A 17101-nucleotide genomic window follows, 5' to 3' on the forward strand; every position below is an offset into this window, starting at 1 on the left:
TTTAAGCCGTGTAGAGTTTGTGGTGGGGCCGCCGGGATTTGAACCCGGGACCACCAGCGATCCGGGCGCCCCCGACGCGGGGGTGGGGATGCGCTCCCCAGGCTGGCATCCTAGCCAGGCTAGACGACGGCCCCTGGCCGTCTATCGTGTTCTATACAACTAGGGGATAAAAAGTTTGAAATATCAGTGATATCCTCTACTCAAGCTCGCCCACTTCTTCCTTATAGCGTTTCAACACCTCGGTTATGCTCGAGGCAGTTATTATACCTACCAGCCTGCCCTCATGATCTACCACTGGTAGATGTCTAACCCTTCGCTCCAACATTAATGCTAGAGCCTTTGTCAGGGATTCGCTATCCCTAACAACAGCAGGGTTCCTCGTCATATATTCTTCCACCGGGGCATCTAAGCTGCCGCCTGTGGCTACAACCCGCACAACATCTCGCTCTGTAAATATCCCTATAGGCCTGTTATCCTGATCCACGACAACCGCCGCACTTTTTCCCTGGGTGTACATCATTTTAACAACTTCCTTCACAGGGGTTTGAGGCGTTACTGTGAGGGGTTTAACAGCCGCATCAATGGATTTGTAGGCCGAGTACAATGTCGACACCACAAACTCTTAATATGGGTAGCGTAAAATATATTTCCCAAATACTTATCATCAACCTGCCGAACCGGCATACAAGTTAAATACAGTCTAAGGAGGATATACGCTAAAACCCTGAATACAGGCTACTAAGTATGGTGTCCGAAATAAGCCCCCCACCTCTGCACGTGGGTTTTGTAATGGCGTACTCCATCCTAGCTGCTTCAATAAGCATATTTCTAGGTCTCGCTTTGGCGGAGTTTAACGTGTGGAGTCACGTGATGCTTGCCGGGTACTATGCTGGCCTCCTATTTCCAATGTCTGTGTATATTAACTTCTATACTGCAGCAGCATCTGGAGCGCCCAGGCCGCCGAGGGAATACATACCGCTCCTGCTAGCCTTAATTCTCGCTACTGCAGCTCCCATACCCGGCTCTACTATCATGCTTGCAATGCTGTTTCTATTATCACAAGTGGCACTACTATACTATATGGCGCTGCAGGCCGAGAAGATTAGGAGAAATACACTGACCCGGATAGCAGCCTTAGCTCCCCCAGTATCCGGCATATTAGCTTCCCTAGCTCTACTATACTCAGATGTATCTAGTCTGTTCGAAGCCATCATGATCCTTGTGCTCGCATTCTCAACACCAGTGCCCCTACTGATGGCCCCGACGGCTGTGGGCGCCTCTATCTATGGCCTGGGGCCCGTGCAGGGTAGAGAGTCTATAATCAGGCTGTCTCCAGCCCTTCTCGCCGTTGCAGCGTCAATACCAACGGTTTTCACCATGTCAGTCAAACCCTATCTAATACCACTATTGATATACCTGTTCGTCATGAGGCCCTGGAGGCCAGCCTCCAGCCTTCTAAAGCCTGGTTTAAAAGCTCCCCAGGCCTATCTGCTCTCCGTCCATATAGCAACACTGGCCGCAATAGCCACTATCCTATTCATAGCTGGTGACCGTGATATTGTTGAAGCCGGGCACGCTATAATGATAGGCGTTATAGCTCCACACGCGCTTCTACACTCCCTCGTGAGGGGCGGAGAGATACCTTTCACTAGGAGGCCTAGATCCTGGACGCCTATCCCCCCGCTTCTGCTGGCGGCATCAACACCGCTTAGACTCGTTAGCAGAGAAGCATCGTTGGCCCTCGCTCTCCTGGCACTAGCCGTACACGCAGCATCACTCTTAGACCCGCACCCTAAAAACATAGTTCCGCGAGCTTTCAGGGTAGAAAGGAGGGCAGCATCGCCAGTAGTCTTAGGAGAGTAGAAGGAGACCCGCGTGTCTGGCGCCGGGGGCGGGATTCGAACCCGCGCGCCCCTCGCGGGGCAACGGGTCTCCAGCCCGTCCCCTTGGACCGCTCGGGCACCCCGGCACCTATGCACAAGAGATGCGATAACCGTTATAAAGATCTTAGACTGCGAAAGGGTAAAACCGTTAGAAGCAGTTCATTTAGAAGTTTAACCGCCGTGCTAAAAGGCTGGGGAAAACGATATGTATAATAGGCGAGGAGTTGGGCTGGGAGAATAAGCTAAGAGATGTGAGTGTAGCGGGGCTGGGGAAGCTGCTTCTCCCCTTTAACCCGTCATCTGCTTAATCTCTATATAAACATCTTCAGGTACCTTTATCCGCATCAGATGCCTTAGAACCCTCTCGTCAGCCTCCAAGTCTATGAGGCGCTTGTGCACCTTCATCTCCCAATGCTCCCAATATTTGCTGCCCTCGCCGTGGGGTAGCCTAAACACAGGGATCTCAAGCCTTTTGACCGGAAGTGGAACCGGGCCTCTCATGCGTATCCCGGTTTTATTGGCTATATTCCTTATCTGCTCAACAACATCCTCTAGACTCCTGACGTTCGTGCTCCACAGCCATATCCTTAGCTTGAAAGCCATTGCCCGGGAACACCCTCACTCTAATGAGATTAGCGAATGGCTATAAATCTCCTCTGGAAGCTCTGGAAGGCGAGGGATTATAGACCTGGGCTTACCCCGGGACTAACAGCTTATTCTGGCTTTCATCCCAACGGGCTGACACAAATTGCCAAAAGACATCTCTAATCTAATAAGCTTAGAGCTTTTGGACGACATTCATGCTAAACTATTAGGTATAATTCTAGTCAGGAGGTAGAAGGACTGCCCTAAAACCCAGGTTGCAGAGGGGAGGAGTAGGGGGATTGGGGTCGCTATATAAATACTGCTCGCTACTTTGCCTTTATATCTACCTTGGCGGGCTTTACGTCTGTCACGATACCTATACCGACTGTTCTGTTCATGTCCCTCATAGCGAATCTTCCTAGCTGTGGTATTTCGCTGAACTTCTCAACTACCAGCGGCTTCACCGGCTTGAACTTAACTATTGCTGCATCACCAGCCTTTAGGAACTGCGGGTTCTGCTCGACCACCTGGCCTGTCTTCGGGTCGAGTTTAGCCTTAATCTCTATAATCCTGGAGCTGACGCTTGCGGTGTGTATGTGTATCACTGGTGTGTATCCTACTGTTATCGCGCTTGGATGCCATATTACGAATATCCTAGCCTCGAACTCCTCAGCAACTGTGGGCGGCTTGTCTAGGTGACCTGCCACGTCGCCCCTCTTTATGTCGCTCTTGCTGACACCTCTAACGGCGAAGCCAATATTGTCTCCAGGCTCGGCCTGCTGTAGCTGCTGGTAGTGCATCTCTATACTCCTAACCTCTCCCACTACGCCCGGTGGCATGAAGACTACCTTGTCGCCAACCCTTAGAACGCCGGTCTCAACCCTGCCCACGGGGACGGTGCCTGCACCGGGTATGCTGTAGACGTTCTGCACAGGTATCCTGAGGGGCTTGTCCACGGGCTTTGCAGGTGGCTGCAGCTGGTCTAGGGCCTCGACTAGTGTCGGCCCGTTGTACCAAGGCATGTTGGGGCTCCTCTCTATCAGGTTGTCGCCCTTCCAGGCGCTAACGGGTATGAACGGTATCTTATCCACCTGGTATCCCAGGCCCTTCATGAACTTCTTTAGAACGGATACTACGAACTCGTACCTCTTCTGGTCGTAGTTTACGTCCGGCGCGTCCATCTTGTTGACAGCCACTATTATCTGCTCTATACCCATAGTCCTAGCAAGCAGGAGGTGCTCCCTCGTCTGTCCCTCCGTGCTCATGCCAGCCTCAAACTCTCCCTTCCTCGCGCTGACCACCAGGATAGCGGCATCGGCCTGGCTAGCGCCCGTTATCATGTTCTTCACGAAGTCTCTGTGACCCGGAGCGTCGATTATTGTAAACACATACTTCTTTGTCTCGAACTTCATAAAGGTTAGATCTATAGTTATACCCCTTTCACGCTCCTCCTTCATCTTGTCTAGGATCCAAGCGAACTTGAAGGACTCCTTACCCCTAGACTTAGCCTGCTCTTCTAGCTCCTTCAGCTTCTTCTCCTCAATATAGCCAAGCCTATATAGCAGGTGGCCTACCAGCGTGCTTTTACCGTGGTCTACGTGACCTATCACCACTAGGTTCATATGCGGCTTCTCGGCCATGACATACCACCTTCTCTAGAGACACCGTAAGGATAAGGGAGAGAGTAAGGCTTAAAAAGAAATTGGCTCGGCCTCACCTCGAGCTCAGAGCTATCCTCTCAATCTCCTCCTTCTGCCTAATGGCGTAGCTCCTCGGATCTCCCTTTGCAGCTAGTATAAGCTCCTCCGCCAGACACTCTTCAATCGGCTTCGGATTGTTGAATGCACACTGCCTGGCACCGTCTGCTATAAACTTCAGCGCCTGGTCAACCCTCCTCTGGGGGGCTACATCGACCGAAACCCTGTAGGTTATACCTCCGTACGTTATTTTCGTGGTATCCTCCCTCGGGGCACTGTTCTCTATAGCTCTAACCAGCACCTGTATCGGGTTCTCCCCTGTCTCGAAGTATATAATGTCGAAAGCAGTCTTAACAATGTTGTAGGCAAGATGCTTCTTCCCCCCGTTCCTCCCAGGCCTCATTAGCTTGTTCATAAGCCTCTCAACTATAGGGACTTCAGCCTTCCCGAACCGCCTTTTCTCGTGTCTCCCGCCAGTGTGAGGCAGCCAAACAGGCTTGAGGTTAATGTATCTCTTGAGGCTTGGATCTCTAACCTCCACACCTACCCAGCTCCACTTTCCGAATAGCCGTATTTTGTCGGGCCTTACCTCCACTCCCTCGCTTAAGTTAAAGCCTACGCCCTGCCCGGACAAACCGCTACATCCCCGAGGTGTCGGATTAGCCTCCTAAACTCTTATACTTCTCGCTCCCTAATTTAGTCTCTGGCGAGAGAGGGTAGCAGGCTTGCCGGTACTGCCGGGGGAGGGCCTCGTAAAGGTTGTGGATGTAGAAGCATATATAAAGAGGATGAGCGACCCCAGGTCCGGCTTCGTCTTCGACGTCACAGTCATGGAGCTCAAGCTAGAGAACGGGTCTAAGTTTGTAATGTCAAATATACCTATCGAGATAGTGGAAGCGGTTAACGTTATGAAAAATAATATAGATACTCCTAGGAGGCAGAGCCTCTTCATATTTTTAATGAACAGTGAGGTATTTAGGGATGCTGCCGTGAACGCTGTGAAAGAGGTTGTAATTGACGAGATCGACCAGAATACTGGGCTCTACACTGCAACCCTAGTCCTCGAGGAAGACGGTTTTAGGCTCAAGCTTAAAATGATTCCGAGCCACGCGGTTTACCTCGCTTTAATAGCGGGAAAGCCTATCTACGTTCTCGAGAAACTCGTGCATGAGTCCTACTCGGAGGAGGAGTACTAGTAGTATATTGGATTTGAGAATTAAGCAAGCTACCGGCGAGAAACAAGATCTATGAGTGTAGTGTTAAAGCTTATCGTACACTGGCGCTACTTTCTCGGCTTCTGCTTCTTGCCTTCCCAGAGTGCTTTTAGAGAAACACCGTTTACCATAACAACCCTATACCTAACTCCTGGTATATCTCCCATCGACCTACCCCTAGGACCTCCTATACCCTCTATTATAACCTCGTCATGTTCATCTACATAAAGGATACCGCCGTCCCTAGGGACAAACGCGGTAACCACCTTCTTATTCTTAACAAGCTGAACCCTCACGCACTTTCTCAGGGCGCTGTTAGGCTGTCTAGCTTCGACGCCAACCTTCTCCAACACAATACCCCTAGCCATGGGAGCTCCTTCTAGAGGATCATACTTCCTCTTTAGGTCTAGCATTCTGATCCTGAACTCCCTCTGGCTCCATCTGAACTTTAGCCTCTTCCTCCTTAGCTTCCGTGCTGCGAATAGGCCCGCCGGAGCCTTCTTCCCAGTCATACCTACCTAATCCCCCCCCGATAATCCGAATTCAGGTGTGGCTAATAAATCCTCTCTAGAGCTCGATGTTATTTCGCCTTTGCTTCCCCTCATCTTATCACCACCTTATCTACTCCGAAGAGCTTGTTGAGAACTAGCCTAGCCCTCTTTACGTTCTTTCCTCCCTTTCCTATAGCAGCTCCCTTATCCTCCTCGCTTACCTTAATAATTACTTGTTTAACTCCGTTCCTTTCCCTCACACTTATGCCCTCTATATTCACGCCCGGAAAGAGGTTTTTCACTATTTTCTCTAGCTCGCTCGAATACTCTACAACCTCTATGTTCTTTCCAAGAGCTTCTCTGAGGAGCTTTATAAGCCTGCCCCCCCTTCCTATGGCCTTTCCAGCCTCGCCCTCCGAAACAAGGAATATCAGCCTGTTGTTCTCCTCGTCGACTATGCAGCGGTATGCAGTTACCCCTGTTATGCTATGGAAGACTGAGATGTAGCGTAGCTCCTCGAGAGTGATCCTGTCGTCACCGCTCATCTTACGCTTCCTCCGCTTGTTCCAGTATCCTGCTGGATCCCTCGTCTATGACAGCGAGCACACTAACACCGTGTCTCCTACCTATTACGAGCCCCATGTCTGTCCTTGTCCCTTTAAATACTATAATGGGTATGCCCGCTAGCTTAGCGTAGTATTCTAGCTTCCTCCGCATCTCCGGGGGTGTGTTCTCAGCTATCACAACTGCCTTAGCCTCGCCAGCTTTCACAGCCTTGAGCGACTGTTTGAAGCCCATTATATACACGCCGGTTTTTACAAGATCTTTTAGAGCCTTCTCCACTGACACGGACATATCTACCACCCCACGGCCACACACTCCACCATAGCTACTTTCTTGAAGCACCTATTCTAAGCAGCACACTTCCTGTTCCTACACGTGGAGGCAGGCCGGCTATAATGTTTTCCGTCACGCCGGCAAACTCCTCCTCCTCGCCCCATACGGCAGCCTCGTATAACTGCTTTACAGTGACCTCGAAGGCAGCCCTGGCAAGCGGGCTGGGCTTTTCTCCCACAACCCCTAGCCTCCCTATCTGCCTTACATAGCCTGGCCATGTCATAAGATCTGCTATCAGCATGAGGTGGCGTATATCTACGTCGAGACCCGAATCCTCGAGAACCCTCTTTATCTCCTCTATTATAGCGGTTCTAGCGGCCTCTATGCCAAGGACCTGGGCTATCTCCTGGATATCGTTTGTTATGGAGCGCCTATGATCGACTTCAGGTAGCATCAACACCTCCCTAAGGTTGCTGCCCTCCACTATTAGCATGTACTCGTAGCTTTCCTCGCTCTCCTCTCTCCTGACTGTGACTTTCCTTATCCCTTTTATGCCTTTAATGTAGGTGTTCTTAAGCTTCTCAAGAATCCTATGGTAGGCGTTGGAATTGAACAGCTCATCATCGGGTAGTTGCTTGCTGGATATCTCAAAGTATACAATGATTTTCTTGACGCCTTGTTCGCTAACCTCTCTAACCCCGTCCTCTATAACGTTGCCTAGCTTGCTCTTGCTTAGAGCCTCTAAAACCATCTCTACAGTAACACCCTTATCCTCCATGTACTCAGCGTTAATCACTATGGCTACTACCCTATCGCCTAGATCCCACTCTATGTTGTCTATGATCTTCTCGAGAGTTGTGTATTCGATCTTTCGCGCAGCCTCCTTAGCCTTCTCAAGATCCTTAGCATACTCGTCCTTAAGGTAAATGTACATCAGAGGTTGTGAGGGAGTCTGCTTGGCGTCCACGATTTCAATAAGCCTTGGCAAGCCAAGGGTCACGTCGAACTCCATAATGCCAGCGTAGTGGAACGTTCTGAGCGTCATCTGAGTACCTGGCTCGCCTATGCTTTGTGCGGCAACAGTTCCCACCGCCTCGCCAGGCTGGGCTAGCGACCTTAGGTAGGTCCTTATAGTCTCCTTAACAACACTAATCTTCTCCTCCTCTCCTAATCCCTCCTCCTTCTCGATAGCCTCCACTAACTCCCTGTAGAGTGATTCGGGCAGTATGTATCTAGCCGCCTCCAAACTCTCCTTGAGAGACTTGAACTCCTTCACACTAACCACCCCCCTCAGGCCGTGTTTGCCTTGCCAGTTTTCACTCTCTGTACAATCCTCTTTACATCGACAGGCTTGCCGTGGTAGGTTTTCATCGGATCCACACCGTCCTCGCCGTACTTAAGCTGTATCAGATTCCCATAGAGATCTCTTACTGTGCCGTCGTATGTAACAACTATGTCCTGGAGGGCGTTTATCAGCCTCCTCTGCATGTAACCGCTCTGCGACGTCTTCACAGCTGTATCCACAAGACCTTCTCTCCCAGCGGCTGCGTGGAAGAAGACCTCGGTAGGCCTGAGGCCTTTCCTGAAGCTGCTGCGCACGAAGCCCCACGCCTCAGGTTCTGTATCATTCTCTCTAAAGTGTGCTAGCACTCTGTTTCTAAATCCTCTCCTAATCCTTTTGCCTCTCACAGCCTGCTGCCCAAGCATAGCAGCCATCTGGCTTATATTTACATCGCTACCCCTGGCACCTGTTCTAGCCATTACGAACACGTCGTTGAACGGGTCTAGATTGTTAGAAGCCACCTCCTGGACTTTCTTCCTGAGCTCGTCCAGAACCTCCATTATCTTTATCTCCAGACTCTCCTCTAGGCTCCTTCCAGGTATAGGCTCGAGAGTACCCTTCCTATAATCTTCTATTATGCTGTAAACCCTCCCCTTGTACTCGCGTATCAACTCCTCGATCTCCTGCTTAGCCCTCTCAGGCAGGTCTATGTCGTGGAGCGATATGGTGAGGCCTCTGAGCTCGAGCATCCTTATAAACATCCTGTAAAAACTGTCTAGCAGCTGCCTCGCCTTCGAGTTGCCATATTCAAGCGCTATGATGTGGAGGAGGTTGTTAGGCTCCTCAGCTCCTATAGCCTTCTTATCTAGGACGCCTTCGAGAAGCTTACCGTTGGTTATTACAATATAGCTGTCGTGGAGGCAAAGCTCGTCAGCACATGCAAGGTCTCCAGCGTTAGTCTTGCTCTTACCCTTGAAGTTGAGATCGTCTGGTAGGAAGATGGATGCCAGCTGCTTGCCTGTCCAGAGAGGTCTAGGCTTTAGAATCGCGGGCTCCGGCAGATCGCCCTTGTAGCCAGCCACGCTTAGCAGCCTCTCAACCTCTTCTTTAGTGAAGAGCCGGGTCTTTACAGTCAGAAGATAAGCTCCACTGACGTAATCCTGCCTCCCGCCGATTATTGGGCCGCCGTATCTCGGAGTTAGTATGTGCTTCTCCACAAGCATAATCTCCCTCGCTTCGGCCTGGGCCTCCTCCAGCCTCGGCACGTGGAGGTTCATCTCGTCACCATCGAAGTCAGCGTTGTAAGGCGGGCAGACGAGGAGGTTGAGTCTAAACGTCTTCCCGGGCATAACCCTCACTATGTGGCCCATTATTGACATTCTATGAAGGCTGGGCTGTCTATTGAAGAGTACTATGTCGCCGTTTATCAGGTGTCTCTCCACTATGTCACCTGGCTCAAGGCTCTCAGCCAGCTTCTTATAGTCCTTGAAGAATCTGAGATCGTACTTCTTCCTCTCCGAGGTTTTGTAAACGAAGAGAGCCCCAGGCCATTTATCAGGGCCGTTGAGCACAAACCTCCTAGCCTCCTCTAGGTTGTACGGGGTAACCCTCATAGCTATAGTCAGCGTCTTAGCTATCTCCTCCGGGACGCCTACCTCGTTTATGCTTATATACGGGTCTGGGCTTATCACCGTCCTGGCCGAGTAGTTGACCCTTTTACCGGACAGGTTGCCCCTTATCCTCCCGTCCTTCCCTTTAAGTCTCTGGGCCAGAGTCTTCAGGTACCTTTTCCTCCTGTGGGTAAGCCTCCTAGCACCCGGCAGCTCATTATCTATGTATGCAGCAACCATCTCCTGCAGAACCATCCAGTTCTCCTCTATAAGCGTCTCTGGCGCGTTCGTTACTATAACATTCCTAAGCTTCTCGTTCTGCCTCACTATTTCAGCTAGGGCATGGGTAAGGTCGTCTTCCGACCTCAAGCCCGTCTCTAGCGTTATAGAAGGCCTAACTGCCAGGGGAGGCACTATCAGTACGGTGGCCACCATCCACTCAGGCCTAGACCTTTCAGGGTGGACACCGAGAATCTCTATCTCGCTACCAGTCTTCTCAAGCCTCTCCCGTATTTCAGACGGCGTTAGCTTTACATCCCCTTCCGGCTTCTTCTCGTAGAAGTGGAAGGGCCTTATGTAAACCACCTTGTACTGTGGCTTCCCGCAGTGCGGACACTGGGTCGCCTGAGCAGCCTCCTTAACAACCATCGTGGCGAAAGTCTTGGCGAGCTGAGGCCACTTGCCCCTGAGCCTCCTGAAGATTAGCCTATAGTACTTGATTTTCTCCTCCGGGAGGGTTATCCTGCCGCAGACCCTGCACGTTGCCTGGAGGATCTTGTAAACGTAATCGGTGTAATGGGGTATGAGCACTGGCCTCGCAAGCTCTATCTTACCGAAGTGGCCGGGACACTCTTCCCTGCTGTTTCCACATACAGGACACCTCTCGCCCGGTTCTATAGCTCCGAAGTGTGGGTCTCTAAGGCCCCCGGAGACTGGGGTTCCATCAGCCTCGTACAGATCACCTCTTACCACGGTCACCTTTGCGAGCTGCCTTATCTCATGGGGGCTTAAGACCCCAAAGAGTATCTTGTCGAGCAGGTTTGCCTCACGGAATTCAGATAGCCTGAGAGACATGTCACCTGACACCCCCGGAAGCAAGGGCATTAAGCGGGAAGATCAAGTATAGTCACCCACAATCTTCCTGATAACGGAGATTTTGTCGGTGACCTTGAGCTCCGGCTTTATCATCATGCTAGTTATTTCCTGAAGCAGTAGTTTGAACGCGTACGGGACTTTGACAGGCCTTATATCGCCCTCCTCTCCGTGTATCGGGCACTCGAGCACCTTCTTCCTCCTGTTGAACCACGCTATGTTTCCACATGTGTTGCACACATACATTATATATGCGTCGCTGTTCTCGAGCATCCTATCTCTCAGCAGCATTGAGGCTCCATGCCCAACTAGACAGTCCCTCTCCATCTCGCCAAAGCGCAGGCCTCCCTGGCGCGCCTTACCTTCGGTAGGCTGTCTAGTGAGGAGGTGAACTCTGCCAGTCGCCCGCGCATGTATCTTATCTGCAACCATGTGATAAAGCCTCTGGTAGTATGCAACGCCGATAGTTATCGGCGCCTCTATTATCTGGCCCGTTCTACCGTCGTACATAACCTCCCTCGCGTTAGGGTCGTAACCCTCCTTCAGCAGCTCCAGCCTAAGCCCGTCTATATCCTCCTTGAAGAAGGGTGTAGCGTCCACGAACCTGCCCTTGATAGCACCCAGCTTACCAGCTATCTCCTCGAGAAGCTGGCCAACAGTCATCCTCGAGGGTATGGCGTGCGGGTTGAGTATAACGTCAGGCTCTATTCCGTCCTCCGTGTAGGGCATATCGTACCTGGGGAATATCATGCCTATAACACCCTTCTGCCCGTGCCTACCGGCGAACTTGTCGCCTATCTCAGGTATCCTCAGGTTTCTCACTCTTACCTTCACAAGCTTGTTTCTCTCGACTGTGGTTGATATGACTACCATATCCACAACACCCTTCTCACCCAGCCTCATTGGTATGCTGGTGTCGCGCCTCCTCACGGTCGCCATGGATATAACCCTGCCTTCACCTAGGAATCTCGGCGGGCTCACCCTACCTATTAGTATCTCGCCGCCTTCAACCTCGGTTTCTGGCGCAACTATACCGTCGGCCTCGAGCTTGGAATACGCTGCCGCTCCTCTATAGTCGTAAACCTCGTCGGGCTTTGGTAGGGTTATCCTATCCCTCTCTCCTCCTGGATACTCGTTCTCAATACCGGTGTATACTCTGAAGAAGTAAGCCCTAGCCAAACCCATGTCTATTGAACCCTTGTTGAATATGAGTGCGTCTTCTATATTGTAACCCGTGTAGGACATTATGGCCACTACCATGTTTTGCCCAGCGGGCCTCTCGTTGTAGCCCATTATATCAAGCATCCTAGTCTGGACTATAGGCACTTGCGGATACTGGAGTAGGTAGGAGTGGCTGTCTAGCCTTATCCTATAGTTTAGAGCGTAAACGCCGAGGGCTTGCTTAGCCATGGCCGCCTGGTATGTGTTCCTCGGGCTCTGGTTATGCTCGAGGTAGCCGATGGTGGCGGCGGCTACCCCTACTATTGCCGGGACCCAAAGCTCCATGTGCGTGTGTTCCTTAGTCACCTCCCAAGGCAGCTCTGCTATGAAAGCGTTCTGCTCCTCCTCTGGGTCTAGCATTTCAATTACTCCCTGTTTGACGAGGTCCCAGAATGTTATTTCGCCCTTTGACAGCTTCTCCACATGTTCTCTCGTCAGCTTAGGCACTCCATCCTCCACTACGACAACAGGCCTCATGAGCCTACCTGAATCTGTGTTCACATAGAGCTCGTCTATCTCTCCCTCTTTTAGATGGTAAACACTTACTTCCCAAGGCCTTTCGACATTGAGCCTACCACTCCTCCTAAGCTCCCTAATCTCTCTTGCAAGCTCCTCACCGTCCGGATGGTAGCCAAGCGGCCTCCCGTTTATGAAAACCTTTGTACCCTTAAGCATTATCTCAGGAGGCTCCCCTGCCTGCTTCGCCTCTTCCAGTATTCTTTCCAGAGGCACAACTCCTAGCTCCTTAACGAGCATCTCCTCGACTATAGACTCCTCTATACCCACCGAGATGTAGGCGGAGAGGGCTAAGTTCTTGACGAGACCACAGTTTATTCCTTCAGGGGTTTCGAAGGGGCAGTAGCGCCCCCAGTGGGAGCCATGTAGGTCCCTCGCCTCGAAGTGCGCCTGACCCCTGCTCAGGGGTGATATAACCCGCCTAAGATGGCTAAGAAGGCTGATCCAGTTCGTCCTGTCCAGCTGCTGGCTTATCCCTGTACGGTCTTGACCCCAGTTGCCAGTGGCTATGGCGCCTTTAAGCCTGTCGCTTATTATAGTGGGCCTAACTAGGAAGTCCAGCCTGATCTGCCTCCTTTCCGCCAGCTGCTCCTCAAGCTTCTGCGCCATAGTGTTTGCTAGAGCCTCTAGAGACTCTCTGAAGAGTTCCGCTATGAGATCGCCAGCTAGCCTCAGCCTCTTGTTACCCAGGAAGTCCTTATCATCCTCGCCCCTCTTACCTAGATATAGCTGGAGCACCCTGTTGGCCATCTCAGCCAGGAAGTATGCCTTCTTTATCCTGTCCTCTGGCCTGTTTCCTAGGTGGGGCAGCAGCTGCGTATCCAGAAACTCCTCAGCCCTCCTTATCCTAACCTCCAACGGCTGGCCTGGGGCTATCCTGTTGCCCAGGTACTTTAGGGCGTCCTCCTTAGTGGGCGCCAGAGCCCTCCCCTTCTCTAGGCTAGGCAGCATCTCCCTCTGCACATCTGGATCGGCGCTTACTGCAAGCATTATCTCTAAGTCCTTCTCCAGGCCCAAAGCCCTAAGGAGCACAACAAGGGGGATCCGGTATCTTAGCCTGCTCAGGCTGGCTTCCAAAGTTCCGTCGCTCATCCTGTCGACTATAGCCTGCCTCCTAAGCCCTAGCACCGTTGATACGGCCTTGGCTGTGTGGGTGATCCTAGCTGTAGCGGCTGTGCTCTTGTTTACTATAATCCTGTTTACCGCTAGATCCTCCTGGGCTACTATAACTTTCTCGCTACCGTTTATGATGAAGTAGCCGCCTGGATCGCCTGGGTCTTCGCCCATCTCTATCACGGTTTCCTCGTCATACTTGGATAGCGGGTCTAGAACGCTCTTCACCATAACAGGGAAGTCTGCTATCTTGACCTCGCGCGTCCTCTCAACCATGTTGTCCTGCACTATAGTCATCTCAACCATCAGAGGGGCAGAGTAGGTTATACCCCTTACACGGCATTCGAATGGGGTAACGCGCCTGTCAAAACTCTCTATAACCTCCCTGGCCATAGGCTCCTTAAACCTGGCTTTCCCGAAAACAATCTTCACATCGGGCAAGTGAACCTCCGGCTCTTCAAATCTACCACGCCTGTACCTACGCCTTCCAGCGTATATCCTCCACTGAGGCCTAACCTCTCCTATACTATCAATTATTTTCTGTATCTCCTGCGTGACCAACCTGTTGAAAGAGTCAAGGTGCTGCCTGGCAAGGCCTGTTTCCCTGATAAACGACTTGTAAACAGTCCAAAGCTCATCAACATCTATCTCTCCTCTATGCTGCTGCCCATCACCCATGTTAGACACGCTACTTCACCCCCTTCTGGTAGGCCACGACGAACCTATAGTATTTAGCCTCCCCAGCCGTGTAGCTGCGCCTGGTTATCTCAATAATGTCACCGGGCTTAGCCTTCAGAAGACGTGCCACAGGGTCGTTAACACTAATCTTCGGGAGCTGCCACGGCTTAATACCCAACTTCTTCAGAACCTGCACCGCCTCCTCAATACTCAAGAGCCTATGTTCAGGAACATACTCATGCTCCAAAATCACCCTACTAGACTTACGGGTTTTAGAGGACACTTAGGGAGACCCCCCACTACCCACAACACACATTCTATCCAGGCCTAATTAACTTCAAACACCTAACCCCCCCACATGCTTATAGCCCCGCGTCCAAAACAACCTTAAAACAGGCCGGGAGTGGGCCCGTAGCTCAGCCCGGCAGAGCGGCGGGCTTTTAACCCGTAGAGGGGGAGTGTTTAGGGGCTGCGTCCTGGCCCCGCGGAAGTCCCGGGTTCAAATCCCGGCGGGCCCGCCACAAACCCCCACATGGGGGGCAATACGGGCTCCTCACGAAACCCCTCTCCCTGTCTGGAGAATCCAACATAACAGAAGATCCTCTTCTTAGGCAAAGCATATAGTATGCCTCATCTGGCTCATACACTTAAACGCTAACACGCGGTATGCATAGTCTATACCCTTTTTGTTGGAAATAAATTGTAATACCCTCGCCCCCCATAACATCTAAGGCGAGGAGGCCGCCTAGAATGGGTTAGGCTGGCTTAGTATGACGGGGCTGCGGGGATAAGATTGGCAGGGTCGATGGTGAAGCTAGTACCTCTGGAGGAGGCTAAGGGCTTGTTTATAGTGGAAGGCTCGCCCATACTATATCACAAGCCCTCCTCTACAATACTCTTCTCGGACTTACATCTCGGTTATGAGCAGGCTATGACTGAGACTGGAGTCTTTCTCCCGCGTGTACAGCTACGCAGGGCTATGCTGACGCTTGACAGGGCTATTTCCGGGCTTAGGCCGAGGAGGGCTGTTATTGTTGGCGACGTGAAGCACGTGTTCGACAGGCTTTTGAAGCAGGAGGCTCTGGAGACCGCTAAGCTTCTGGAATGGCTCTCGAGCAGGGGTGTTGAGAAGATTATAGTTGTCCGGGGTAACCACGACAACTATATACAAGGTGTCGTAACAAAGAGTGGTGGCGAGTTCGTTGAAGACTACTTTGAGGTCGAGAAAGGAGTTGTGGCTATCCACGGCCATAAGAAGCTAGAGTTTAACTCTGATATAATTATAATAGGTCATGAGCATCCTGCTGTTAAGATAAACGTTGCTGGCAGCAGGGTGAAGTATCCCGCCTTCCTTATGGTACCCAGGGAGTGTGGAGGAAGCATAATAGTGTTACCCGCTCTCGGCGTCTACCAGACGGGTAATCCAATAACTCTGGACCGCAGCCTATACCTCTCACCGTACATTAGAGAGGAGGGTATTGTTGAAGAGGCTGTGCCTATCATTATAGACGAGAGCGTAGGCTCCCTAAGGCTACCTCCCCTCAGAGAGCTTGCCAAAATATTTGATTGAAATGTGAGGTGCGTGTACAGAGGCTATTTTCAGCGCTCAACCCTGTTCATCACTCCGCTATGCCTATTATGGCGTCCGCTTCTTTAAGCTTTTTAGCTACTTTCTTAACAGCTTCGTACACCTCGTTCTCCATTTTAGCACCGGTGATAACCATCTTGCCGCTGCTGAATATCAACATTACAACCCTGGGCTCGTCCATGCGGTATATGAGGCCGGGGAACTGCTCCGGCTCGTACAGGCTATTCTCGAACTCGAGGGCAGCCTTCTCAAGGTCTATGTAAACCTTAAGATTGGCGGAGGCAACTATGTTTTGGATCTGTATCTGCGGTTTACCGCTTATAGGTATGCCCTGGTCTGCGAAGGCTTTCAACAACTTCTTAACAACATGTATTAGCTGGTTAATACTTTTAGCTCCCGTTATAACCATTTTACCAGACTTGAATATAAGAACTGTAACTCTCGGGCTCTCAAGCCTGTAGACAAGGCCTGGAAACTGATCGGGATTATAGTCTACATCCTGTATCTTAGTCTCTATTAGGTTTAGATCGAGCTGGTTCTCCAGAATAACTGTGGCAACAATATTCTCTATCTTAACCTCTGGTTTAGGAAGGCCTTCAACTCCAGTATCTATTTCTTTTACAAAACTTATTTCCTCAGACACTACAGCCGCACCTCCAACCTGGCAGCCCTTAAATCCCTTAAAAAGGGTTATTAGCATGCTTTATAAAGGGTTTGAATGCTGAACTATCAATACACTAGATAACATGGGGATGACGAGGCGGGCAGCCTTTGAGGATATTGTGACTGGCCTAGTCTCACTCCGACCCCATGCACCTCCAAACTATCCTACCATTAACGTAGACTACCCCACCCCCTCTTTTCTTAAGCTTCTCTAGAATCCTCCTGGCCCTTCTCCTAAACGGGCTTCCAGAATATGCTGCCCTCCTATCAGCAGGCTTCCCCGGGCCCATTAGACTCTCAATAGCTACAACAGTCACTGGAGCCCCGGCCTCACACATCTCCCTAGCTATACGGATAAGATCGCCTTCCACCTCCTCAGGATCTGTTAGAGGAATCTCGACCAGAGCCTCCTCGGTGCCTCTTTCCCTGTCCAGACCGTAAACAACCGTAGCCCTCCGTGAAACAGCAAACTCCTCTATAAGGCTTGTTAGAAGAGCGGTGAACCTGTTAGGCTTGTAGGGGTCTAATCCTAGCATCCTGGTTTTCTCCTCAAACCTGTCGATATCAATGATTACTACAACAGCCTTAACCATAGAAGCACTAGACATCACTCAGCCACCGAAGCCGCAAA

16 protein-coding genes and 3 tRNA genes are annotated in these 17101 nt (G+C 51.1%); 4 read left to right on the plus strand and 15 right to left on the minus strand.

Annotated elements, in window-relative coordinates; genetic code table 11:
- Positions 1–20 precede the first annotated feature (20 nt).
- Positions 21–134: transfer RNA gene (locus ACAM_RS05830), tRNA-Pro, on the minus strand.
- 62 nt (positions 135–196) lie between these two features.
- On the minus strand, positions 197–604 hold the full coding sequence (locus ACAM_RS05835) for a CBS domain-containing protein (protein ID WP_022541894.1): 408 nt from the start codon (positions 602–604) through the stop codon (positions 197–199).
- Positions 605–789: 185 nt separating this feature from the next.
- On the opposite strand from ACAM_RS05835, the gene ACAM_RS05840 reads away from it, so the two are divergent.
- Entirely contained in the window at positions 790–1863 is a 1074-nt protein-coding gene (locus ACAM_RS05840; RefSeq protein ID WP_022541895.1) for a hypothetical protein, read from the plus strand.
- A gap of 17 nt (positions 1864–1880) precedes the next feature.
- Here ACAM_RS05840 and ACAM_RS05845 read toward each other — a convergent pair.
- The 4 genes from ACAM_RS05845 to ACAM_RS05860 all read right to left on the minus strand — a co-directional run bounded on the left by ACAM_RS05845 (position 1881) and on the right by ACAM_RS05860 (position 4799).
- Positions 1881–1969: transfer RNA gene (locus ACAM_RS05845), tRNA-Ser, on the minus strand.
- Positions 1970–2171: 202 nt separating this feature from the next.
- Positions 2172–2486, minus strand: a complete 315-nt coding sequence (gene rpsJ / locus ACAM_RS05850; protein ID WP_022541896.1) for a 30S ribosomal protein S10 — start codon at positions 2484–2486, stop codon at positions 2172–2174.
- Between the two features lie 308 nt (positions 2487–2794).
- Entirely contained in the window at positions 2795–4108 is a 1314-nt protein-coding gene (gene tuf / locus ACAM_RS05855) for a translation elongation factor EF-1 subunit alpha (RefSeq protein WP_022541897.1), read from the minus strand.
- A gap of 73 nt (positions 4109–4181) precedes the next feature.
- Positions 4182–4799, minus strand: a complete 618-nt coding sequence (locus tag ACAM_RS05860) for a 30S ribosomal protein S7 (RefSeq protein ID WP_022541898.1) — start codon at positions 4797–4799, stop codon at positions 4182–4184.
- A gap of 91 nt (positions 4800–4890) precedes the next feature.
- Here ACAM_RS05860 and ACAM_RS05865 point away from each other — a divergent pair, with 91 nt between their 5' ends.
- Complete coding sequence (locus ACAM_RS05865) at positions 4891–5361, plus strand: bifunctional nuclease family protein (RefSeq protein ID WP_022541899.1); 471 nt, start codon at positions 4891–4893, stop codon at positions 5359–5361.
- An 86-nt stretch (positions 5362–5447) separates the two neighbouring features.
- On the opposite strand, the gene ACAM_RS05870 is transcribed toward ACAM_RS05865, so the two are convergent.
- From ACAM_RS05870 to ACAM_RS05900, 7 genes are all read right to left on the minus strand, one after another.
- A complete protein-coding gene (locus ACAM_RS05870; protein WP_010866634.1) occupies positions 5448–5891 on the minus strand; it encodes a 30S ribosomal protein S12 in 444 nt (147 codons plus the stop codon).
- An 89-nt stretch (positions 5892–5980) separates the two neighbouring features.
- A complete protein-coding gene (locus tag ACAM_RS05875) occupies positions 5981–6415 on the minus strand; it encodes a NusA-like transcription termination signal-binding factor (protein WP_022541900.1) in 435 nt (144 codons plus the stop codon).
- 1 nt (position 6416) lies between these two features.
- The gene (locus tag ACAM_RS05880) at positions 6417–6725 is read right to left on the minus strand and encodes a 50S ribosomal protein L30e (protein WP_022541901.1); all 309 of its coding nucleotides are present in this window, start codon (positions 6723–6725) and stop codon (positions 6417–6419) included.
- A gap of 34 nt (positions 6726–6759) precedes the next feature.
- Positions 6760–7983, minus strand: a complete 1224-nt coding sequence (rpoA2, locus tag ACAM_RS05885; protein WP_022541902.1) for a DNA-directed RNA polymerase subunit A'' — start codon at positions 7981–7983, stop codon at positions 6760–6762.
- A gap of 14 nt (positions 7984–7997) precedes the next feature.
- Entirely contained in the window at positions 7998–10673 is a 2676-nt protein-coding gene (gene rpoA1 / locus ACAM_RS05890) for a DNA-directed RNA polymerase subunit A' (protein ID WP_022541903.1), read from the minus strand.
- A 42-nt stretch (positions 10674–10715) separates the two neighbouring features.
- Entirely contained in the window at positions 10716–14219 is a 3504-nt protein-coding gene (locus tag ACAM_RS05895) for a DNA-directed RNA polymerase subunit B (protein ID WP_148706534.1), read from the minus strand.
- Positions 14220–14229: 10 nt separating this feature from the next.
- The gene (locus ACAM_RS05900) at positions 14230–14502 is read right to left on the minus strand and encodes a DNA-directed RNA polymerase subunit H (RefSeq protein ID WP_022541905.1); all 273 of its coding nucleotides are present in this window, start codon (positions 14500–14502) and stop codon (positions 14230–14232) included.
- 122 nt (positions 14503–14624) lie between these two features.
- Here ACAM_RS05900 and ACAM_RS05905 point away from each other — a divergent pair.
- Positions 14625–14740: transfer RNA gene (locus ACAM_RS05905), tRNA-Lys, on the plus strand.
- A gap of 272 nt (positions 14741–15012) precedes the next feature.
- Positions 15013–15789 (plus strand): metallophosphoesterase, encoded by a 777-nt coding sequence (locus ACAM_RS05910; protein WP_022541906.1) that lies wholly within the window; start codon positions 15013–15015, stop codon positions 15787–15789.
- A 49-nt stretch (positions 15790–15838) separates the two neighbouring features.
- Here ACAM_RS05910 and ACAM_RS05915 read toward each other — a convergent pair whose 3' ends face one another.
- Together ACAM_RS05915 and ACAM_RS05920 are read right to left on the minus strand one after the other, a co-directional pair.
- Positions 15839–16420: a TATA-box-binding protein gene (locus ACAM_RS05915; protein WP_369406425.1), complete on the minus strand. Its 582-nt coding sequence runs from the start codon at positions 16418–16420 to the stop codon at positions 15839–15841.
- A gap of 184 nt (positions 16421–16604) precedes the next feature.
- Positions 16605–17078 carry a hypothetical protein gene (locus ACAM_RS05920; RefSeq protein WP_062662308.1) on the minus strand — a complete coding sequence of 158 codons (474 nt, stop codon included), beginning with the start codon at positions 17076–17078 and terminating at the stop codon, positions 16605–16607.
- Between the last annotated feature and the right edge of the window lie 23 nt (positions 17079–17101).

Source organism: Aeropyrum camini SY1 = JCM 12091 (assembly GCF_000591035.1).
In the GTDB taxonomy this organism is placed as follows: domain Archaea; phylum Thermoproteota; class Thermoprotei_A; order Sulfolobales; family Acidilobaceae; genus Aeropyrum; species Aeropyrum camini.

Bases quoted from the DNA above. Each gene is read 5' to 3' on its own strand.
- tuf (WP_022541897.1), bottom strand. From the start codon at position 4,108: ATGGCCGAGAAGCCGCATATGAACCTAGTGGTGATAGGTCACGTAGAC.
- ACAM_RS05870 (WP_010866634.1), bottom strand. From the start codon at position 5,891: ATGACTGGGAAGAAGGCTCCGGCGGGCCTATTCGCAGCACGGAAGCTA.
- ACAM_RS05920 (WP_062662308.1), bottom strand. From the start codon at position 17,078: ATGTCTAGTGCTTCTATGGTTAAGGCTGTTGTAGTAATCATTGATATC.
- ACAM_RS05880 (WP_022541901.1), bottom strand. From the start codon at position 6,725: ATGTCCGTGTCAGTGGAGAAGGCTCTAAAAGATCTTGTAAAAACCGGC.
- rpsJ (WP_022541896.1), bottom strand. From the start codon at position 2,486: ATGGCTTTCAAGCTAAGGATATGGCTGTGGAGCACGAACGTCAGGAGT.
- ACAM_RS05840 (WP_022541895.1), top strand. From the start codon at position 790: ATGGCGTACTCCATCCTAGCTGCTTCAATAAGCATATTTCTAGGTCTC.
- ACAM_RS05895 (WP_148706534.1), bottom strand. From the start codon at position 14,219: ATGGGTGATGGGCAGCAGCATAGAGGAGAGATAGATGTTGATGAGCTT.
- ACAM_RS05875 (WP_022541900.1), bottom strand. From the start codon at position 6,415: ATGAGCGGTGACGACAGGATCACTCTCGAGGAGCTACGCTACATCTCA.
- rpoA1 (WP_022541903.1), bottom strand. From the start codon at position 10,673: ATGTCTCTCAGGCTATCTGAATTCCGTGAGGCAAACCTGCTCGACAAG.